Raw genomic sequence first — 18,536 nt, 5'->3', positions numbered from 1 at the left:
CCCCGCCATCGCGCCGCTTTTGTCGTCGTTCCATTCAATCGAACAGGGACACCGTCATGCCACCGCGTTTTCGCCGTCACATCCGCTTCCCCCGTCCCGCGATCGTCATCGCGGCGGCGCTTGCCGGCTTCGGCGCCCACGGGGCGATCGCGGCGTCCGCCGTCGCGGCCGTCCCCGGCATGCCGCCCGTCATCCACCCCGACAACCTGTACAGCGAGGCGCAGGCCGGCCGCATGAGCGTGGCGGTAGCGGGCGCATTGTCGCGGATCTATGTGCCGAACCTGAGATCGAACGACGTTTACGTGATCGACCCGGCCACGTACAAGGTCGTCGACCGGTTCGCCGTCGGCCGCAGTCCGCAGCACGTCGTGCCGGCATGGGATCTGCAGACGCTGTGGGTCGCGAACAATGCGGAAGGGCGGACCGACGGCAGCCTGACGCCGATCGATCCGAAGACGGGCAAGCCCGGCCAGGACGTGAGCGTCGACGATCCGTACAACATGTATTTCACGCCCGACGGCAAGGACGCGATCGTGGTGGCGGAGGCGCATGCGCGGCTCGACTTCCGCGACCCGAAGACGATGGCGCTGAAGTCGAGCCTCGATGTGCCGCAATGCAAGGGCATCAACCATGCCGACTTTTCGATCGACGGCCGCTATGCGCTGTTCACGTGCGAGTTCGGCGGCAAGCTGGCGAAGATCGACATGGTGAACCGCAAGGTGATCGGCTACCTCGAACTCGACCGGAAAGGGATGCCGCAGGACATCCGCGTATCGCCCGACGGCAAGCTGTTCTATGTCGCCGACATGATGGCGGACGGCGTATACGTCATCGATGGCGACCGTTTCGCGAAGATGGGTTTCATCCCGACCGGCGTCGGGACGCACGGACTGTACCCGAGCCGCGACGGCACGAAGCTCTATATCGCGAATCGTGGCTCCAATCTCGTCCACGGGCCGCGCCACGGCAAGGGCAGCGTATCGGTGCTCGATTTCGCGACGCGCAAGGTGGTCGCGACCTGGCCGATCCCTGGCGGCGGCAGCCCGGACATGGGCAACGTCAGCGCGGACGGCAAGACGCTGTGGCTGTCCGGCCGCTTCGACGACGTCGTCTATGCGATCGACACCACGAGCGGCGCGGTCCGGTCGATTCCCGTCGGCATGGAGCCGCACGGCCTGACGGTGTGGCCGCAGCCGGGGCGCTATTCGCTGGGCCATACCGGAAACATGCGGTAGGGCGGTGGCCGGTCGGCGCGTACCGGCACGGGCGTTCGACAGGCGGGCCGCATGGCTCGCCGAGGAAACCCGCGCACGCGTCAGCCGCGGCGCCAACGGCGCGCGGTGAGCGCACTTGCCCGGCCTGCTGCCGGGCAGACGGTGCCAGACGAACGAGACGCAACCGACGCGCGTGGCAGCCGTCGTGGCGGCCACGTGGCGTTCCAACCGGAGAAAGCCGATGACCGAACGTCAATCCCCCGACACGACGCCTCCGCACGCGGAGCCCAGCGCACACGATGCGCTCGAGCATCTGCTCGGTAGCCTGCACCGGCATGGATTCCTGCATCTGGCGACCGAGGTCGTCAGCGCGAACGCGCGGCTGGCCGACACGTTCGTCGATGCGCTCGACAAGCCGGGCATGCAGAGCGGCATGCAGAATCTCGCGGTGCTCTTGATGGCGCTGTCGCGGATTCCACCGGAGCAGTTCGGCAAGGCCGTGTTCGCGGCCGCCGACGCGCTGCATCACGTCGGCGCGTGGCAGCCGGAGCAACACGAGCATGTCGCACCCGGCGTGCGCGGCGCCTACCGGCTGCTGCACGACGAAGCGCTGTGGGATGCGTTGACGCCGTTGCTCGAAGGATTGAAGGTGTTCGCGCAAGGGCTCGCGCGCAATCCGGAGACGCCTGTCGCCGCGCTCGGCGACAAGACGACGGGCACGTGACTGCCGCGTGTCATTCCCACGCGTGCTTGCTGAATTGATAGCCCTTGCAGCGGATCGTCTTGATTCGCTTCGGCTCAGTCAGGTCATCGCGCAGCTTGCGGCGCAGCTTCGAGATGCGCCCGTCGATCGAACGGTCGAAGCCGTCGAACTCGATGCCGCGTAGCAGCAGCGTCAGGTCTTCCCGGCTGACCACTTCGCCGGCACGGCAGACGAGCGCCCACAGCAGGTCGAATTCGGTCGAAGTCAGGCGGGGCGCGCTGCCGTCGGGAAGGCGAACCTTGCGATCCGCCCGGTCGATCGAGAACTTGCCGAACTCGAATCGATGAGGCGATGCCGGCTCGACCTCGTCCGGGCGCATGCGTATCCGTCGGAGGTGGGCCTTGATCCGCGCGAGCAGGATGCGCGGCTCGATCGGTTTGTGGAGGAAGTCGTCCGCGCCGAATTCCAGGCCGAGCAACTCGTCGAACTGTTCGTCGCGGGCCGTCATCATGATGACGATGCCGTCGTACTGCATGCGTGCCTCGCGGCAAATCTCGAAGCCGTCCTTGCCCGGCAGTTTGATGTCGAGCAGCACCAGGTCGGGGCGACGCGCAACGATCGTGGACACGGCGTCGGTGCCTTCGATCAACGTGTCCACCTCGTATTGATGCATGCGCAGATAGTCCGCGATCAGCGCGGACAAATGGACGTCGTCTTCGACGAGCAGGATTCGGATGGGCATCGCTAAACGAGGGGGCGAAACGGGAAAGTGGCGAGCACTCAGGCCCAGTCCGAACATGAGGAAGCCGAAAAGACGCGCATGATACTGCGAAACATTCTGGTGGAATGTGGCGAAATCTGTATCGTTCGGCGCCCCCGTTCGTGCGCCGGTCACGACCGCCGTGCAACGACGCGAATGGGCGAAGGTGTGGAATCGAGTGGTCGCGGAACGGGGCGATGTGCAGGCGAGAGGGTTCGGCGTGATGTTCGGTGCATGGCCGGCAGGGACGCCGGATACGGTGCCGTTCGCGCGAAAACGTTTGCGGAAAAATTGCCTGTGCAAAATGCGCGCGCCCGGGCCGCCCGCCGGTAAAGATTGCTCGACATATCATTACAAAATATTACGAAGCGGGTGGTGGACGGGTCCTTACAATCGTGGCAATTCGGTGGCGAGCATGACGCCCGCCGGCTTCCGGCGGGTCGCCAACGCGCATGCCAATGCGAAGGCGGTGACCGATCGCGTGCAATGGCTCGCCCGGTTGCGTCCGTTCGGCGAGCCACTGCCGGTGCTCGACGCATGTGGCCGATGTCGACGTCACCCTGGCTTTCCAGGGGCAAACGTGCGGCCGGTACGATATTTTGATAGGAATGCGAAATGACGCCGCTTCAAATCATCCGGAGTCTCGATTCACTCACGAACGCGATCGAAGTCGCGGTCGCCCGCGCCGACTGGAGCGAGGCGGTCCGGGCCGCAGAAACGCGTTCAGCGTTCTTGATGACGCTGGTGCCCGAGCAACCCGACGAGGTTCACGCGGCGATCGGGAGAATGCGGGAGATCGATATCCGCATCTCCACCACCGCACGGGAATCGCTGGAGGCGCTCGTCACCGAGGGGTGGACTGCGTTGCACGACACCCGGCTGGCGGTGCAGCCGAAGGCGCACGGGGCGGATGCGATGGCTTCCCGCCCCCCTTCGTGGCTCTCGTGAGTTTCACGGTGTTTCGCGACGCACATGCTCGATACACGGACAGGTCTTTGAACGTGCCTGTCAGACCTCGGCATTGCGGTGCCGGCATGCGAATTCGATAACGCATCAGTCATGTCGATGCAACACGGTGGTTCGCCGATGGCGACCATGATCGGGTACAGACCCGTGAAGGCGGACGGGCGGTCGCCACACCGGAAGGCTGGCGTTCGGTGACGCCGGGTGACGGGATCTTGCTTGATGATTTCGGCAACTGCTGGCCGATGGACAACGAGCTCTTTACCCGTTTCTACGAACAGGCTGTCGAGTGAGCAGGGAAGGCGCGCCGGCACCGCAAGTCGTTGCGGCAAGCCGGCGATAACCTGTGCGTCAACCGCCTACCGGCTCGCGCGCGAGAACAGCAATGAATCGGTGTCGTTGAACCGGATCTGCACCGGCTCCCCATAACCCGCCTTTTCCGCCACGCGGATCGACGCGACGTTGGTCGGCGCGATCACGCACACGCTGCGCTCGAACCGCTGCTGCCCGTCGAGCCATGCAAGCGCGGCCGCGAGCGCCTCGGTCGCGTAACCCTTGCCGTGCGCCCACGTCGCAAGTGCCCAGCCGGCTTCCGGCACGCCGCGAATCGACGGCTCGATGAGCCGGTGGAAATCGGCGAAGCCGAGATCGCCGACATAGCGACCCGTTGCCTTCTCGCGAATCGCCCAGTAGCCATAGCCGAGCAGCGGCCACAGTCCGCGATACGCGAGCATGCGCATCCACGAGTCGCGCGGCGCGGACGGCTCGCCGTTGAAGATATGCTCGACGACCTTGGGTTCGGCCCACATCGTTGCGAGCGCATCGAAGTCGCCGAGCGGATGGCCTTCGAGGATGAGGCGCGGCGTGTCGAGGACGGGCGGGGAGGAGACAGGCGGCATCTGCGTTTCCGGAGAGGAGGAGCATGGGACGGTCAGGCCGTCAGCATGTCGATGCCGCGCTGGTTGGGTCCCGTTCACGCACCGGCTGGCAGATCGGGCGGCGATGTTCCCCGGCGAGCGACGACGTGCGATTGACGGCAGGCGACGGCGGCACGCGGCGAGCGGGTATGTCCATTTCGGCAAGACAGGGAGCCGGAATGATAGCAAAACCCTTGCACGGGCGGGCTGCGAGTCGGACGGCCGGACGTGATGCCGTCGCATCGACGACGTCGAACGGGAAGTGGGCGCGATTCCATCGGCTTCCCGCGCGATAATCGGACTTTCATGCGGTGCGCGCCGCAGTTCCGATGTGCCTCCATTACTCGACATGACGCTCGAATCCGACTGGCTGAGCCGCTTCATGGCGCTCGTCACGGTCACCGGGAAGCTCGAAATCCGCTGCGCGTTCGGCGCGCCGTGGGCGGTCACGTATGAGCGATCGCCTGCGTGCGAGATCCCGTATCACGTCGTGCTGCGCGGCCGCGCGATCCTCGAGAATCCCGACGACGGCAGGGTGCGCGAACTCGGCGGCGGCGATCTCGTGCTGTTGCCGCACGGTTCCCCGCACGTGCTGCACGACGGCAGCGGGTTGCCGCCGGTGCCGGCGGTCAAGCGGCCCGGCGGTCACGTCTTGGTCGGCGAGAACGCGGGCACCGGCGAGCGGCTGGACATGCTGTGCGGGCGCTTCGTGGTCGCGCCGCCGCACGACCGGCTGATCAGGCGCCACTTGCCGCCCGATCTCGTCGTGCACGCGACGACGGACAGCCGTGCGCCGAACGCACTGGCCGCCATCGCGCGGCTGACCGCCCTCGTGGAACTGATGCGCGCCGAATCGCTCGAGCAGCAGCTTGGCGGCCTCGCGATCCTGAACGCGCTGTCCGCAGCGCTGTTCGCGCTGGCGCTGCGCGCGGTCAGCGAATCGGGGCAGGCGCCGACCGGCCTGCTGGCACTGGCCGGCCAGCCGCGCCTCGCGCCTGCGATCGTCGCGATGCTCGACGATCCGGCGAAGCCGTGGACGTTGCCCGAACTGGCGGCGCTGTGCAGCATGTCGCGCGCGACCTTCATGCGTCATTTCCAGTCGACACTCGGGCACTCGGCCGCTGATCTGCTGACGGACATCCGGATGAGCCTCGCCGCCAATGCGCTGCGTCAGCCGTCGGCCAGCGCGGAGGCCGTGTCGGCCGACGTCGGTTATCAGTCGGTGGCCGCGTTCCGCCGCGTGTTCACGCGCTGGGCGGGCATGACGCCCGGAGACTGGCGGCGCCAGTCGCTCGGCGGCACGCGCGACGCGGCGGCATCGGACGACGGTGTAGCCGGCGACGCGGAGTAGGTGCGCGGGCGGTGGCGCCCGCGCCGGTTCCATGCATCACGATCCGATCAGCTCGCTGTCGGCGCACGGTTCGATGCCGGCTCTATCGCGACGGTTGTCCAGCGCGATGACAAGCACGGCAGCCGCCAGTCCGTTGGGCCACCCGATTCCCCGAGCGGTGCCGCGGACGTCACGCACGCGGAACGCCCGTCGCGGCAACGGGGCCGGCGACGGGCGCGCTCGAAAGGGGCGGGGGCCGGCAGCGGGATCGCATGCCATCCCGAATGCCGGCACTGCCGCGGCGCTTACTTCACGGGCGGGAAGTCGACGACCGTGTCGTTGATGCGGTTGAACGTGTTGGTGAAAATCGTCAGCGCAATCGCGAGCGAGATTTCCGCGAGTTGCGTGTCCGTGTAGCCGGCTTCGCGGATCGCAGCGAATTCGTCGTCGGTAATCGTGCCGCTCGTCCGTTGCAGGTTCCGCACGAAACGGATCAACGCGTCGCGCTTCGTGTCGCCGGTGTTCGGTTCGCTGGAGCGGATCGCACGCAGTGCGTCGGCCGACAGGCCGGTCATCTTGCCGAGCAGGGTGTGTGCGGCGACGCAGTAGTCACACCCGGTGTCAGCGCTGACGAGCAGCTTGATCGTTTCGAGATCCTGCTTGCTCAGCGTGCCGCCGGCAAGCACGCCCTCGGCGTTGAGCACGGCCGCGAGCGCGTTCGGCGCGAGATGGCCGACGGCGGCGAACAGGTTGGGGACGGTGCCGCCGGCGACCTTGCGGACTTGTGCGTACACGTCGGCGGTTGCGCCGGTGGCGGTTTCGATGGCGGGGATGGCGATGCGGCTCATGACTGGCTCCTTGATCGGAAAGTTGAGGCCCGTTCGTTCGGGGTGACTCCACTTTAGAAGCACAGGACGATCCTCATAAGACGCAAAATCGCCATTGTGATGCTCAAAAGGATCAAGCTGATTCGCCGCCGCTGGCGATCTACTTCCGGTTCTTCAGGAAGGTCCGCCCTTCGGCCGTGATCGACGCGCCCGAGCGGCCGTGTGCGGAATGGCTGACGAAGCCCGCGCTGACGAGCTCGCTCGCGATCGACCAGCCGAGCGCCGGCGCATCGCGCCCGTAGCGGACGTCGGCGAGGCGTTCGAGCGCCCAGATGGCGGAGGCCGACAGGTTCGGGGTGTTGGACGTGAAGTTGTCGCTCATCGCTTCCTCGTGAAAAGGGGATTCGGGGTGGGCGGGATGCCGTGACATCGGGTGGCGCGCGGGTCAGCGCGCCTGCAGCACGGGCAGCAGCGCCTGCAGCGCCGCCTCCTCGTCGGGGCCGGTGGCCAGCACCTGCGCGGACGTGCCGCCGTGCACCTGCAGCGCCGCGACGGCGGCGCTGTCTTTCGCATCGCTGCTGATCCCGTTCGCGATCAGCAGGATGTCGCTATCGAAGCCGCGCGCCGCATCGACGGCTGCTTCTCGTGCGGCGCCGCCGCGGTTGCGGTTCCAGGCGGGGCCGATTTCAACGTACACAACGATTGCCACGATGTCGGAAAGCCTCTGGACGGGAACGTCGGAATCGGTTTGCGGCACCGGGCCGGCGGTGTGCCGAGCACGCGCGAAACGCGCTTTCCCGCACGACTCAGGGAAGCCGGCGCGCGGCCGGGGTAAATCATCCTGCTTGGATGTGCCGGCATTCTCGGTGAAACAGGCCGCAAGTCCGGCGAACGGCGCGAAAACGCTGATTATAATACAGCGGTCAAGATATGTGTATTGCATTATAATGTCGTGTGCGCCGACGGCGGCCCGCCGATCCGTCGGCGGGTGCCGCCAGGCCGGCCGGGCGACGCTGCCAGCTCGCCCGGCATTTTTATCGACGACCCAACTCCCCCTGAATGGAAGCTGCAATGAACGCCGCCCCCGCCTGCCCGCAATGCGCGATGGAAAACACTTACCCGGACGGCACGCTGACCGTATGCGCGGACTGCGGCCATGAATGGTCGGCAGGCGCCGGCGCCGAATCGGGCGACGAACCGGCGGGCGACGTCGTCAAGGACGCGAACGGCAACGTGCTGTCGGATGGCGATTCGGTCGTGCTGATCAAGGATTTGCGCGTGAAGGGCTCGTCGATCACGCTTAAGATGGGCACCAAGGTCAAGAGCATCCGGCTCGTCGGCGGCGATCACGAGGTCGATTGCAAGACCGACATGGGCGGCTTCATGCTGAAGGCCTGCTACCTGAAGAAAGTCTGAGCACGCCCGCCCCGATCTACTGGTTGCAATCGACGCCCCGCTCATGGCCGAGGAACGCATTTCCTACGACGCGTTCGTCAGATTTCTGGCGACACCGCTGAACGACGGCCGGCCTTTCGTGCTGGAGACGCAGCACGCGCTTTCGCTGCACTTCGACCATTTCGGCACGCAGAGCTTCATGTCGCTCCGGGATCCGGGCCGGCTCGAGCTCGGCTATACGCGCGTGATGATGGGCTTTCTGCTGCTGCAGCCCGAACCCGCGCACATCTGCATGCTCGGGCTCGGCGGCGGCTCGCTGGCGAAGTACTGTTACCGGCACCTGCCCGGCGTGGCGATCGATGCGGTCGAAATCAACCCGGACGTGATCGCGCTGCGAGACGTATTCAAGATTCCCGCCGATGACGGCCGGTTCGCGGTGGTTTGCGCCGACGGCGCGGATCATCTGGCGCGGGCGGATGTCAGCACGGACGTGATCCTGCACGATGCGTTCGTTGCCGACGGCATGCGGGGCCGGTGTACGGGCGCCGCATTTCTCGCTGCATGTCACGCGCGCCTGAGCGAAACCGGCGTGCTGGCAATCAACTTCATGGACGACGATCCGGCGTTGCCGCAGCATCTCGAGCAACTGCGCGCGATATTTGGTACGTCGTACACGCTGGTGCCGTGCGGCGACGACAACAACTTCATCGCATTCGCATGGAAGGGCGGCAACCGGCTGCCGTCGCTGCGCATCCTGCTCGAACGCGCACTCGCGTGCGCGCGGGCCGGCGAGCTCAAGCTGGCGGCCACGGCGAGACGCATGAAAGCCGGGGAGCGTGTCGACCCGCAGCGGCTGGTGCTGTGCGCGCAGCCGCACGGGCGATGGGAAATCGGCGCGTAGCCGCCGCGTAAGCGGCGCCGCGGGCGCGGCTTGTGCGGCCGCGCTTACTTCACGCGCTTGCCGAGTGCGCTCTTGGTCTTGTACGTCACGCCGTGGCGGTCGAGATACTCGCGGATCAGTTGCCGCACGACTTGCGAAGGCGTCAGATCCTGCTCCGCGCAGAGCATCTCGAAGGCTTCCTTCTTCGCGGGGTCGATCAGGACGGTCAGGCGGGCGGTTTTCGTTTCCATTGCGGGACGTGGGTGGTCGGTATGTTAATCAAATTATAATCGATCCGCCTTCGGCGCCATCGCCGGAAATGATGCTCGGGTGCGCGATCAGCGCCTGCTGCGGAGCAACGCGAGCAGGTCGTCGATCACCGGGACGATCGCGAGCGTGACGAGCACCGCGGCGAGCGGCACGGTCGACACGTAGCCGACATGCTTGAAGCCGATCGCGCCGGCCAGGCCCCCGATGAAGAACGACGCGAGCATCGTCGCGTGAATCCGCAGTTTCGAGCGGTTGGCGACGACCGCATGCGCGTCGACGTCCACCGCCGACCGGTTCCAGTAGAACAGCTTCCCGAGCTCGATGCCGAGGTCGGTCACGATGCCGGTCATGTGCGTCGTGCGGATCTCCGCGCCCGACAGCTTCGTGATCGTCGCGTTCTGCAGCCCCATGATGAAGCACAGCAGCGTCACGGTCACCGGCACGAAGAAGGTTTCCCACAGCGCGAGGTGGCTGCCGAGCAGCCCGAACAGGAGCAGCAACGCCGCTTCGACCAGCAGCGGCAGCATGAACTGGCTGTGCAGGCCGCGGCGGCGGCCCCAGTTGACGAGGATCGCCGAGCAGCTGGCGCCGATCAGGAACGACCCCAGCGAGCTGATGCCGGCCAGCGCGAGCCGCACGTCGCCGAGCGCCGTCTGGTCGGCGATCGCCGACACGATGCCGCTCATGTGCGACGTGTATTGCTTGACCGCGAGGAAGCCACCGGCATTGGCCGCGCCTGCGACGAACGCCAGCGAAAACCCGAGCTGACGGTTCGCGGTCGCGCTGCGGTGTTTTCCCGTCAGGTTTCGAAAGTACTGCGCTGGCATAGGGGCTAGGGCTTCGCTCAATCGCCGCGAATCGCGGGCACGGACGTGAAGACCGGCGCCGCACGGCAGGGCTGGCATGCCGCCTGCCCAATGGCACCGGGTCTCTCGAATCATGTGACGAACATGATAATGCCATTATCATACTCTGTTAGCCGGATAGGGCTTTCAGTACAATGTCGTGCGGTGCGGCCTGACTGCGGTTTCGCTGCTGCATGGCCGCGCCGTCAGCCTTCGCGATCACTTCTGCCCACCGTTTCATGACCCCGATCAAGTTCATTCTTCGCTACACGGCGATCCCGTTCACGGCCATCGTGGCCGTGGTGATCTGGACTGTCATACCATCGTCGAAAGAGATCGATGCGAGACAATATGCGGCGCTGTCGCGCGCGTACGCGAGTTTCCCGCTGCCGTTCCGGCGCGAGATCTCGGAAACGATGGACCACGGCCGGATCAACGACCGGCGCTACCAGGCGCTCGTGCGCGATTCGTTGGGCAATGGCGTCGCGCTGGACTGGCCGGCGTCGGGCGTCGGCGAGCTCGCCGACGAGCGGCAAAAACTGGCCGAACTGATTCAGGCCGATTCCGATCTTCAAGGGCATCACCAATGAAAACTCTGCTGGTTTCCGTGGCATTCGCGATGATCATTGCGAGCCTGATCTTCGCGCTGTATTTCATGAATCACGACCGCGGCAAGTCCAAGCGGATGGCCTGGTCGCTCGCGGCACGCGTCGGGCTGTCGGTCACGCTGTTCCTGTCGCTGCTGATCGCTTACAAGCTGGGCTGGATCGAGCCGACGGGGCTGCCGATCGGGCGCTGATCGACGGACGCCCCGTTGCATGCGGGGCGTTCGCTCAAATGCGAGTTTTGGTTTCTGATCGAGCTATTGTGATAAGAAAACTTATCGTTATGGCATGAGCTGCGTGATCGAAACCGGGTTCCGCACCACGCGTGACAGAGGCTGGCAACGCTGCAACGGCACCGCACGGGGTTGGCACGGGCCTTCGCAAGACCGCGGGCAGTGACAACGTGAATTCCCGACGTGCAACCTCATGAATTCGCGAGGATTTCGCACCTTCCGGCCAACTTGGGCCGGCGAAGTGACAACCTTGCTTCGCAAACGGCGACACGTTTGTTTGGGTCTACGCTACCCAGCACCCGCGCGATCAACAATCGTGATGCGCGGAGGCCCCGTGGACAAACCCGCCGCGCTCGCTCGCCTGCCGCGGCGTGCTACTCTCGCAAATGGCACCGGCCAGGACAGTTCAGTGGTGCGCGACCAGTGAACATTGTGGATTCACGCATATGTACTCGATCTTGCCTGCGTTTGTCTCTGCGCTGTTTCTCGGGTTCGGCCTCTACGTGCTGGCCACCAAGGGTTTCACGCGGGTATCCGTCCCGTTCGCGTTGATGTGCGCGACGACCTTCGTCTGGCAGGGAACGTGGGCCTTCCTGTTCCAGACGACCGACGCGGACGTTGCCAACTTGCTGGTCAAGGCAGGCTATCTGTTCATCCTTTTCCTGCCGACGACCTTCTATCATTTCGTGACGGAGATCGTGTCGCGTCGGGACGAGCGGCCGATCATCTTCGCGTCCTACGGACTCTGCGTCCTGCTGGCCGTGTTGCTGGTCACGAGCAATGCGGTCGTCGATGGATTCCGCCTGCATTTCTTTGGCCCGTATCCCAATGCAGGCCCGCTGCATCCGTTGCACGTCGTGCAGACGGTACTCCTGGTCGGCCGCAGCGGTTGGCTCCTGATCGAGGCAAGACGACAGGGGAGAGCGCGAGACGTCCGGAAGTTGCTCACTCAATGTCTCGTCAGCCTGGGCCTCTACTCGCTCGCGGCGACCGACTATGCGGTGAACTACGGCGTCGAGTTCTATCCGGTGGGGGTGCTGTTCATCGCGATCAGTCTCGGGATTCTCGCGACGTCGATCGTCCGCTATGGCCTGATGGGCCCCTATCTCCTGGCCGCGACGGTCGCGCACGAAGTGGCCACGCCGCTGGCGGCGATCGGCCTGCACGCGGACGAGCTGCGCAACGTCCTGCCGGTGCTGCTGCGCGGGTATCGGCTCGCGGTCGAGCACCGGTTGTGCGCCGACGATTTGTATCCCGGTCAGCTGGAGCGGCTATCGACGCTCGCGTCGTCGATCCGGCGCCAGGTCGACACCACGAGTACGGTGGTCGAGATGTCCCTGGCGTCCTTTACGCTGGACCGACTCGATCGCCATAGCTTCGCGGCCTATCCGATACGGGCCTGTGTCGACGCCGCGGTGGATCGCTTTCCCTTCCGTCCCGGTGAGCGAGACCGCGTGTCGGTCGACGCGATCGATACGGACATCCAGTTTTTCGGATCCGACTCGCTCGTGATCTTCGTCATCTTCAATCTGCTGAAAAACGCCCTGTACGCGATCCACGCAAGCGGCCGTGGGCAGATCGAGATCGACGCTCATCGCAGCGACGGTTACTGCGTGGTGCATTTCAGCGATACGGGCCCGGGCATCGCCCCCGACGTGCTCCCGCAAATCTTCGACGCCTTCTTCTCGACCAAGTCGCACGGTCGCGGCGCCGGCATGGGCTTGAGTTTTTGTCGCCGCGCATGTGAAGCGCTCGGTGGCACCATCACGTGTGAATCCGTCCCCGGCGTCCGGACCACGTTCACGATTCGGCTGCCGGAACCCGGTTCGCCGGCGGACCAGACATTGAACGATCCGCCGGCGCTTCCCCGGCGCTATCGCATCGGGTAAAGCGGTCTCACATTCAGTTCGCGGTGGACGGCAGGATCAGTTCATACGCCTTGACCCGCTCGATGATGCCCGGCGGAAACCGGCGGATCCGCTTGTCGGAACCGGCAAACACGATCTGCTGATACCCCAGCGACACCTGTCGCCCGTCAACGTAGAAGCGAAACAGCAGATAGGCTGAACATTGCCGAACCTCGAACGTATTGAGATAGCAATCGACACGTTGGAACGGAAACGTCTCCTGGACGTATTCCTGATGCGCGCGCTTCGTCACGAACGCCCCGCCGGCCGCCAGCAGGTTGTTGTGGATGCATTCGTGAAACCAGCGTTCACGGCACACGCCCTGCCATTCGAAGTAACGTGCGAAATAGGTATTCATAAAGGCATTGGAATCCTTGAGGTAAATGTCGACCACGTGGTGGAAGGTTTTTTCGGACAGATGTGCCGTTTCGTTGGAAAGGACGTTAAGAATCGCGTCTCGCGTCAACATGGAAAACTCCTTGAGTCGCTACTGGCGGTAGCTGCGCATTCCTTCAACGAGAAGGAATGGCCCGATTCTCCCTGTGCAATTCCGATGAGCGGTGCGGTTGAGACATGCCGAATTCGAAAATGACGAGCAGTTGATGTGCGTCCCACTTTCGCTGGATAATTGTCGCGATCGTTATTCGCGGTAAAGCGTCTCCGGTACCGCATCTTCTTTTGCTGATTTATCGAGACTCGTATGCAACCCTTTGTTAGGCAGCCGGTGCTCTATCCGGTGTCCGTGGTGTTTGTCGACGACAATCCGGATTTCCTGCACGCGCTGCGGGGCGCATTTCCGGACGAACGCCTGAACCGTTTTTTTACGCACCCCCAGGCGGCGCTCGACTTCGTGTCGTCGCGTGACGTGGAGATGCCGCCAGCGGCTGCGGACTATTTCGGTGCGGACAAAACAGGCGGGAATGCGATCGGCGAGGATGCGCTTGCCGATCCCGCCCGATTCGAGGCGGTGGGTGCGGTGGTCGTAGACTATTCGATGCCAGAGGTCGACGGCATCCAGTTTCTGACCTCCATCCGCAACGCGAACTGCACGAAAATCCTGCTCACCGGCGTGGCCGACGAGCGCGAGGCGGTGGCCGCGTTCAACGCGGGACTGATCGATTGCTATCTGAAGAAGACCGACGTCGAGATGGCGCGCAAGCTGGCAACCGCGCTGGACCACGCGAAACGCAAGTGCTGCGCGGCCCGCGGGCACATCAGCCTGCATGAAGCGGGGGCGACCTACCGGGATCCACGGATCGTCAAACTGATCGATGAGGTGGCCGCGCGGGAAGGCATCGTCGAATACTACTGGCGCCCCAATCAGGACGTGGTGCTGATGTTCGATGCCGTCGGCGCCCCAAGCGTATTTCTCGCCTGGAGCGAAGAGGACTGGTCGTTCCACTGCGATATCGTGTCCGATGCGGACGGACCGGCCGAATTGCGCCAAGGCATGGAAGCGCGCCGCATCATGCCGCTATTCTGGCCATCTCTGGCCTATCGGCCGGGCCTCGCGGACATTCGCTGCGCGGCTCCGCTACCCGTTCCGGGATGGCACGGCACGTCTTATAGCTGGATCCGTCTGGACGATCCGGCCACCGAGCGCGAACTGCCCACATTGGCAAAATGGCGTCACGCGTAAGCGATCATCCACCCATCTCCAAACGGAAAGGATCGGCGATGGCGGTGCTGTCGTCGACTCGGTAGCAACTCGAATGGGAGTAATCCCTGTCAATGTTGCCAGTTATCAACGGCGCGGACTTTTGTTCCAATAGCACGATATTCCGAGGGCCGCCCCTTTTTCCATTAGACGGCACATCCAATCAGTGCAGACCGTTGACCAACGGTCTGCACGCGCTCCCAATATCGATCGATTCTCGATCTGATGTTGTCATCACGCTTTACGAAAACTGCAGCGACTCGCGATCCGTCATTTTCCGACTGGCGCGTTGAAGCTCGTTTTCACGGCCCGTCAACGCCGATGTCATGTTGCGGGCTCCGCCGAGATAATTTCCTTTCGGGCGCGTCATGCATTGAAATGGACGCCCTCAGACGCCCAACGCCATTGATACGAACCGGAATGCGGCAATCGAACTGAAATCGAGCGCCTCGCGGCGATCGTCGCGAAACGCGGGATCGGACATGCATCCGACCGAGACGTATTTCAACGGCCAGCTAACCGCCCGACTCGCTCGCGGTGTCATGGCGATACGCGCGGGGAGAGCAACCTACGATGCGCTTGAATGCGTGTCCGAACGCGCTATCCGAGTCGTAGCCCAACATCTGCGCGATCGCCGATATCGATGCGTTCGAGTGGCGCAGTTCCCGCATCGCGAGCTGCACGCGCCAGCGCAGGACGTATTCGAGCGGTCCGAATCCCAGCCGCCGCTTGAAATGCAGCGCGAACGTCGAGCGCGATACGTGGCAGCAGGCCGCGAGTTCGTCGACCGTCCAGCGACGCGCGGGCTCCGCGTGAATGGCGACGAGTGCCGTGCTTACCCGTGAATCGGCGAACCCGGCCAGCCATCCGACATCGCTGTTCGCGCCGTCGCCCACGTAGCGCCGCAGGATCTCGACCAGCATCATGTGACCGAGATGCCGAACCATCAACGATGCCCCCGGCGATGGCTTGCCGAATTCATGCGCGAGCCGCTGCAGCGCCCAGCGCAACACCGCCGCCTGCTCGGAGTCGCCGTTTACGACCACCACGGGCGGCAGGCTGCCCAGCAGCAGCGGCATGCCCTCCTCGTACGAGAAGCGGCCACCGATCAGGAAGCAGTTCACCGGTTCGCCATGGTGCGCGATACCGTGCTCAACGTTTTGGTAGACGTCGGCGGCAGGTACCGGTGCGACCGACGGATCGCTCGCCAGCCAGAATGCCCGCGGCGATGCGAGCAGGAAGCAGTCTCCCGTGCGCAGCCGGATCGGCGCTCCGGCGCCGTCGACGGTCAGCCAGCAACTTCCTTCGACAACCGCGTTGAACTTGATGCCCTCGGGCGGTGGAATGGCAACCGCCCACTCGCCGCCGGCCCTCAGGCCGGTGAAATACGAGTCGCGCGTTTCCAGCAGCGACAGCACTTCCGAAAGGGGATCCACGCGCAAGCTCCGGATGATCTCGACGAAAAACCGGATTCTATTGCATTCACAGTCCGGAGGCGTCGCCGGAGAATGCCTTCGTGCAGTGACGCGGCCGATCGGCGGGCGCGTGCTTCACGCATCGTTCCAGGAGCCTTCGATGACGAGCAGGCAACACCCCCTTCATTCCGGATTCGGCGCCGCATCGACGGCACACGACGTACTGGTCGATCTCGACCTGCACGGCAAGACCGCCATCGTCACGGGCGGCCATTCGGGTCTTGGCCTGGAAACGACGCGCGCGCTGGCGCAGGCCAGTGCGACTGTCGTCGTCGGCGCACGGCGCGCCGATGCCGCGCGCGAAGCAACGCGCGGCATCGCCGGTGTGGAGATTGCGGCGCTCGACCTCGCCGATCTCGCGAGCGTGGCCGCATTCGCGGCGCGGTTCGTCGACGCGCGCCGCAACGTGGATATCGTCATCGACAGCGCGGGCATCATGGCGTGTCCGGAGACGCGCGTCGGAGACGGCCGCGAAGCGCAGATGGCCGTCAACCATCTCGGCCATTACGCGCTCGTCAACGGGCTGTGGCCCGTGCTCGCGAATGGCGACGGCGCCCGCGTGGTCTCGGTGTCGTCGCTCGGGCACCGGCTGTCGCCGATTCGCTGGGATGACGTCCAGTTCGTCCATGGCTATGACAAATGGCTGGCGTACGGACAGTCGAAGACCGCCAACGCACTGTTCGCGTTGCAACTCGACGCGCTCGGCGCCCCGTTCGGCGTGCGTGCCTTTTCATTGCATCCGGGCAAGATCGCGACGCCGCTGCAGCGCCATCTGACACGCGAAGAGATGATGGCGCAGGGCTGGGTGGACGAGCACGGCGTGCCGATCGATCCGACGTTCAAGACGCCTGCCCAGGGCGCGGCAACCCAGGTATGGGCGGCAACGTCGCCGCGCCTCGCCGCGATCGGCGGTGTCTATTGCGAGGATTGCGACGTCGCGGTTGTCACGCAGGGAAACGAGGAGTCGGGCGTGCGGCCGCATGCGATCGATCCGGATGAGGCGGCGCGTCTGTGGGCGTGGTCCGCGGCGCTGACCGGAATCGATGCCTTTGCGGCGCGCCGTTGACGCCTGCGCGTGCATGGCGGAATGCATGGACACGGGCGCAGGCGGCGTCATGCAGCCGGCGCGAGGCCGCTTGTTCGCGGGCGGGCGGAGCGCGCGGCTCATCTCCGCGATCAATCCCGATGCATGCATAACGTAAGCTGAAATCGGCTTTTCACGCGAGCCGGTCGCATCCCTATACTTTGCGATGCTGCGCATAGGGCGGTTCGCGAATCCCGCGATCGCGTGACGCAGCGCCCGATTTTCCCGAACAAGGACCTGCCGAATGACTGCCCGTGATGCCGTCGATCCGCGTGACGCGTTGCGCGACGCGCTTGCCGCGCTACCCGATCGCGCGAACGCGATCGGGCAGGATGCCGCGCAACGCGAGGCGCGTCGCGAACTGCCGTTCGAGGGTTTCGCGATCTTCCGTCGCTCGTCGCTCGGCGTGCTGCGGATTCCGATCGAGCGCGGCGGCCTCGGCGGCACGCTGGTCGATCTGTTCGACACGATCGCGGCGCTGGCCGCCGCCGATTCGAATCTCGCGCATGCGCTGCGGATCCACTACGACCAGATCGAGACGCTGAGGCTGTCGCCGCGCACGCCGTTCAACGACGTGCAGCTCGAGCGGGCGCTGGCCGGTGCGATCTTCGGCGGCGCGTCGACCGAACGCGGCACGTCGCGGCCCGGCGAGAACACCACCGTGCTGCGTCGGGACGGCGATCACTACCGCGTGACGGGCCGCAAATATTATTCGACCGGCACCGCGTTTGCCGATTTTGCGCGCATCAACGTGGAGAACGAGCAGGGCGATGCGGTCGCCGTGATCATTCCCGTTGCGCGGGACGGCGTGCAGGTGCTCGACGACTGGGACGGCATGGGCCAGCGCATGACCGCGAGCGGCAGCCTGCTGCTCGACGACGTACAGGTGTTCGCGGACGAAGTGGCCGCGCGCGACGGCTCGACGCTCGTCGGCCGCCATTGCGGCGCGCTGCGGCAGCTGCATCTCGTCGCGACGGGGGCGGGCATCGTGCGCAACGTGGTTGCCGATGCACGCCGCTACGTGCTCGCGCACGGCCGCCCGGTGCTGCACAGCCCGGCACCGACCGCGCGCGACGACCATTTCATCCAGCAGGTTGTCGGCGAGCTGTCCGCGCACAGTCACGCGATCGACGGGCTCGTCCGCGAAAACGCGCGAGCGCTCGACCGTTCCGCCGACGCGATCGAGGCCGGCGACGCCGATGCGCATGCGCTTGTGCTCGACAGCGCGCTCGCGACGGCACGCACGCAGCTCATCGTCAGCAAGCTTGCGCTGCATGCGGCGGAGCGGCTGTTCGAAGTCGGCGGCGCGTCGGCGACGGCACGCGAGCAGAACCTCGACCGGCACTGGCGCAACCTGCGCACGATCTTCAGCCACAACCCGCTGCTGCACAAGGCACGCGTGATCGGCGACTACGAGCTGAACGGCGTGACGACGCACCTCACTGAAGGCCGTGTGTTCTGACGCGGTTGC

At 65.1% G+C, this 18,536-nt stretch carries 21 protein-coding genes; 12 read left to right on the top strand and 9 right to left on the bottom strand.

Going from position 1 to position 18,536, the window contains the following annotated elements; genetic code table 11:
- Positions 1-56 precede the first annotated feature (56 nt).
- Together BDI24065_RS20365 and BDI24065_RS20360 are read left to right on the top strand one after the other, a co-directional pair.
- Positions 57-1,235: a YncE family protein gene (locus BDI24065_RS20365; RefSeq protein WP_175032779.1), complete on the top strand. Its 1,179-nt coding sequence runs from the start codon at positions 57-59 to the stop codon at positions 1,233-1,235.
- Between the two features lie 220 nt (positions 1,236-1,455).
- Positions 1,456-1,938, top strand: coding sequence for a DUF1641 domain-containing protein (locus BDI24065_RS20360; protein WP_175032778.1), 483 nt, complete (start codon positions 1,456-1,458; stop codon positions 1,936-1,938).
- 10 nt (positions 1,939-1,948) lie between these two features.
- On the opposite strand, the gene BDI24065_RS20355 is transcribed toward BDI24065_RS20360, so the two are convergent.
- The gene (locus tag BDI24065_RS20355; RefSeq protein ID WP_175032831.1) at positions 1,949-2,659 is read right to left on the bottom strand and encodes a response regulator; all 711 of its coding nucleotides are present in this window, start codon (positions 2,657-2,659) and stop codon (positions 1,949-1,951) included.
- Between the two features lie 633 nt (positions 2,660-3,292).
- Here BDI24065_RS20355 and BDI24065_RS20350 point away from each other — a divergent pair.
- Positions 3,293-3,625, top strand: coding sequence for a hypothetical protein (locus tag BDI24065_RS20350; protein ID WP_175032777.1), 333 nt, complete (start codon positions 3,293-3,295; stop codon positions 3,623-3,625).
- 374 nt (positions 3,626-3,999) lie between these two features.
- Here the strand turns inward: BDI24065_RS20350 and BDI24065_RS20345 are convergent, their stop codons facing one another.
- A complete protein-coding gene (locus BDI24065_RS20345; RefSeq protein ID WP_175032776.1) occupies positions 4,000-4,539 on the bottom strand; it encodes a GNAT family N-acetyltransferase in 540 nt (179 codons plus the stop codon).
- A 367-nt stretch (positions 4,540-4,906) separates the two neighbouring features.
- On the opposite strand from BDI24065_RS20345, the gene BDI24065_RS20340 reads away from it, so the two are divergent.
- Positions 4,907-5,908, top strand: a complete 1,002-nt coding sequence (locus BDI24065_RS20340; RefSeq protein ID WP_175032775.1) for an AraC family transcriptional regulator — start codon at positions 4,907-4,909, stop codon at positions 5,906-5,908.
- Between the two features lie 284 nt (positions 5,909-6,192).
- On the opposite strand, the gene BDI24065_RS20335 is transcribed toward BDI24065_RS20340, so the two are convergent.
- The 3 genes from BDI24065_RS20335 to BDI24065_RS41070 all read right to left on the bottom strand — a co-directional run bounded on the left by BDI24065_RS20335 (position 6,193) and on the right by BDI24065_RS41070 (position 7,657).
- Entirely contained in the window at positions 6,193-6,735 is a 543-nt protein-coding gene (locus BDI24065_RS20335) for a carboxymuconolactone decarboxylase family protein (RefSeq protein ID WP_175032774.1), read from the bottom strand.
- A gap of 139 nt (positions 6,736-6,874) precedes the next feature.
- Positions 6,875-7,096, bottom strand: a complete 222-nt coding sequence (locus BDI24065_RS20330; RefSeq protein WP_046546827.1) for a hypothetical protein — start codon at positions 7,094-7,096, stop codon at positions 6,875-6,877.
- A 63-nt stretch (positions 7,097-7,159) separates the two neighbouring features.
- A complete protein-coding gene (locus BDI24065_RS41070; RefSeq protein WP_254609809.1) occupies positions 7,160-7,657 on the bottom strand; it encodes an HPr family phosphocarrier protein in 498 nt (165 codons plus the stop codon).
- A 128-nt stretch (positions 7,658-7,785) separates the two neighbouring features.
- Here BDI24065_RS41070 and BDI24065_RS20320 point away from each other — a divergent pair, with 128 nt between their 5' ends.
- Positions 7,786-8,130 carry a zinc ribbon domain-containing protein YjdM gene (locus BDI24065_RS20320; protein WP_175013240.1) on the top strand — a complete coding sequence of 115 codons (345 nt, stop codon included), beginning with the start codon at positions 7,786-7,788 and terminating at the stop codon, positions 8,128-8,130.
- 43 nt (positions 8,131-8,173) lie between these two features.
- On the top strand, positions 8,174-9,010 hold the full coding sequence (locus BDI24065_RS20315; protein ID WP_175032773.1) for a spermidine synthase: 837 nt from the start codon (positions 8,174-8,176) through the stop codon (positions 9,008-9,010).
- A gap of 44 nt (positions 9,011-9,054) precedes the next feature.
- Here the strand turns inward: BDI24065_RS20315 and BDI24065_RS20310 are convergent, their stop codons facing one another.
- Positions 9,055-9,240, bottom strand: coding sequence for a ribbon-helix-helix protein, CopG family (locus BDI24065_RS20310; protein WP_021158209.1), 186 nt, complete (start codon positions 9,238-9,240; stop codon positions 9,055-9,057).
- Between the two features lie 87 nt (positions 9,241-9,327).
- Positions 9,328-10,086, bottom strand: coding sequence for a YoaK family protein (locus BDI24065_RS20305; protein WP_089476103.1), 759 nt, complete (start codon positions 10,084-10,086; stop codon positions 9,328-9,330).
- Between the two features lie 257 nt (positions 10,087-10,343).
- Here BDI24065_RS20305 and BDI24065_RS20300 point away from each other — a divergent pair, with 257 nt between their 5' ends.
- The 3 genes from BDI24065_RS20300 to BDI24065_RS20290 all read left to right on the top strand — a co-directional run bounded on the left by BDI24065_RS20300 (position 10,344) and on the right by BDI24065_RS20290 (position 12,831).
- Positions 10,344-10,694, top strand: a complete 351-nt coding sequence (locus BDI24065_RS20300; protein WP_041492597.1) for a hypothetical protein — start codon at positions 10,344-10,346, stop codon at positions 10,692-10,694.
- The gene (locus BDI24065_RS20295) at positions 10,691-10,903 is read left to right on the top strand and encodes a twin transmembrane helix small protein (RefSeq protein ID WP_006489184.1); all 213 of its coding nucleotides are present in this window, start codon (positions 10,691-10,693) and stop codon (positions 10,901-10,903) included. The genes BDI24065_RS20300 and BDI24065_RS20295 overlap by 4 nt, the downstream gene beginning before the upstream one ends.
- Positions 10,904-11,388: 485 nt before the next feature.
- A complete protein-coding gene (locus BDI24065_RS20290) occupies positions 11,389-12,831 on the top strand; it encodes a sensor histidine kinase (protein WP_175032772.1) in 1,443 nt (480 codons plus the stop codon).
- A 13-nt stretch (positions 12,832-12,844) separates the two neighbouring features.
- Here BDI24065_RS20290 and BDI24065_RS20285 read toward each other — a convergent pair whose 3' ends face one another.
- On the bottom strand, positions 12,845-13,318 hold the full coding sequence (locus BDI24065_RS20285) for an acyl-CoA thioesterase (protein ID WP_175032771.1): 474 nt from the start codon (positions 13,316-13,318) through the stop codon (positions 12,845-12,847).
- 231 nt (positions 13,319-13,549) lie between these two features.
- Here BDI24065_RS20285 and BDI24065_RS20280 point away from each other — a divergent pair, with 231 nt between their 5' ends.
- The gene (locus BDI24065_RS20280) at positions 13,550-14,488 is read left to right on the top strand and encodes a response regulator (protein ID WP_175032770.1); all 939 of its coding nucleotides are present in this window, start codon (positions 13,550-13,552) and stop codon (positions 14,486-14,488) included.
- A gap of 533 nt (positions 14,489-15,021) precedes the next feature.
- Here BDI24065_RS20280 and BDI24065_RS20275 read toward each other — a convergent pair.
- Positions 15,022-15,942 carry an AraC family transcriptional regulator gene (locus tag BDI24065_RS20275; protein ID WP_175032769.1) on the bottom strand — a complete coding sequence of 307 codons (921 nt, stop codon included), beginning with the start codon at positions 15,940-15,942 and terminating at the stop codon, positions 15,022-15,024.
- A gap of 139 nt (positions 15,943-16,081) precedes the next feature.
- On the opposite strand from BDI24065_RS20275, the gene BDI24065_RS20270 reads away from it, so the two are divergent.
- Together BDI24065_RS20270 and BDI24065_RS20265 are read left to right on the top strand one after the other, a co-directional pair.
- On the top strand, positions 16,082-17,047 hold the full coding sequence (locus BDI24065_RS20270; RefSeq protein ID WP_175032768.1) for an SDR family NAD(P)-dependent oxidoreductase: 966 nt from the start codon (positions 16,082-16,084) through the stop codon (positions 17,045-17,047).
- Between the two features lie 262 nt (positions 17,048-17,309).
- Positions 17,310-18,527, top strand: coding sequence for an acyl-CoA dehydrogenase family protein (locus BDI24065_RS20265; RefSeq protein ID WP_175032767.1), 1,218 nt, complete (start codon positions 17,310-17,312; stop codon positions 18,525-18,527).
- Positions 18,528-18,536: the final 9 nt, after the last annotated feature.

Origin of the sequence: Burkholderia lata (genome assembly GCF_902499025.1) — a bacterium.
GTDB lineage: Bacteria > Pseudomonadota > Gammaproteobacteria > Burkholderiales > Burkholderiaceae > Burkholderia > Burkholderia lata_C.
The sequence above is the reverse complement of the archived record's forward strand: the minus strand, read 5'-3'. Positions and strand labels throughout refer to the sequence as shown.

Excerpts from the sequence above, each read along its gene's own strand:
- BDI24065_RS20315 (WP_175032773.1), top strand. The coding sequence starts at position 8,174 with ATGGCCGAGGAACGCATTTCCTACGACGCGTTCGTCAGATTTCTGGCG.
- BDI24065_RS20270 (WP_175032768.1), top strand. The coding sequence starts at position 16,082 with ATGACGAGCAGGCAACACCCCCTTCATTCCGGATTCGGCGCCGCATCG.
- BDI24065_RS20345 (WP_175032776.1), bottom strand. The coding sequence starts at position 4,539 with ATGCCGCCTGTCTCCTCCCCGCCCGTCCTCGACACGCCGCGCCTCATC.
- BDI24065_RS20330 (WP_046546827.1), bottom strand. The coding sequence starts at position 7,096 with ATGAGCGACAACTTCACGTCCAACACCCCGAACCTGTCGGCCTCCGCC.
- BDI24065_RS20305 (WP_089476103.1), bottom strand. The coding sequence starts at position 10,086 with ATGCCAGCGCAGTACTTTCGAAACCTGACGGGAAAACACCGCAGCGCG.
- BDI24065_RS20355 (WP_175032831.1), bottom strand. The coding sequence starts at position 2,659 with ATGCCCATCCGAATCCTGCTCGTCGAAGACGACGTCCATTTGTCCGCG.
- BDI24065_RS41070 (WP_254609809.1), bottom strand. The coding sequence starts at position 7,657 with ATGCAATACACATATCTTGACCGCTGTATTATAATCAGCGTTTTCGCG.
- BDI24065_RS20265 (WP_175032767.1), top strand. The coding sequence starts at position 17,310 with ATGACTGCCCGTGATGCCGTCGATCCGCGTGACGCGTTGCGCGACGCG.
- BDI24065_RS20300 (WP_041492597.1), top strand. The coding sequence starts at position 10,344 with ATGACCCCGATCAAGTTCATTCTTCGCTACACGGCGATCCCGTTCACG.
- BDI24065_RS20340 (WP_175032775.1), top strand. The coding sequence starts at position 4,907 with ATGACGCTCGAATCCGACTGGCTGAGCCGCTTCATGGCGCTCGTCACG.
- BDI24065_RS20360 (WP_175032778.1), top strand. The coding sequence starts at position 1,456 with ATGACCGAACGTCAATCCCCCGACACGACGCCTCCGCACGCGGAGCCC.
- BDI24065_RS20365 (WP_175032779.1), top strand. The coding sequence starts at position 57 with ATGCCACCGCGTTTTCGCCGTCACATCCGCTTCCCCCGTCCCGCGATC.
- BDI24065_RS20320 (WP_175013240.1), top strand. The coding sequence starts at position 7,786 with ATGAACGCCGCCCCCGCCTGCCCGCAATGCGCGATGGAAAACACTTAC.
- BDI24065_RS20295 (WP_006489184.1), top strand. The coding sequence starts at position 10,691 with ATGAAAACTCTGCTGGTTTCCGTGGCATTCGCGATGATCATTGCGAGC.
- BDI24065_RS20280 (WP_175032770.1), top strand. The coding sequence starts at position 13,550 with ATGCAACCCTTTGTTAGGCAGCCGGTGCTCTATCCGGTGTCCGTGGTG.
- BDI24065_RS20285 (WP_175032771.1), bottom strand. The coding sequence starts at position 13,318 with ATGTTGACGCGAGACGCGATTCTTAACGTCCTTTCCAACGAAACGGCA.
- BDI24065_RS20290 (WP_175032772.1), top strand. The coding sequence starts at position 11,389 with ATGTACTCGATCTTGCCTGCGTTTGTCTCTGCGCTGTTTCTCGGGTTC.
- BDI24065_RS20335 (WP_175032774.1), bottom strand. The coding sequence starts at position 6,735 with ATGAGCCGCATCGCCATCCCCGCCATCGAAACCGCCACCGGCGCAACC.
- BDI24065_RS20310 (WP_021158209.1), bottom strand. The coding sequence starts at position 9,240 with ATGGAAACGAAAACCGCCCGCCTGACCGTCCTGATCGACCCCGCGAAG.
- BDI24065_RS20350 (WP_175032777.1), top strand. The coding sequence starts at position 3,293 with ATGACGCCGCTTCAAATCATCCGGAGTCTCGATTCACTCACGAACGCG.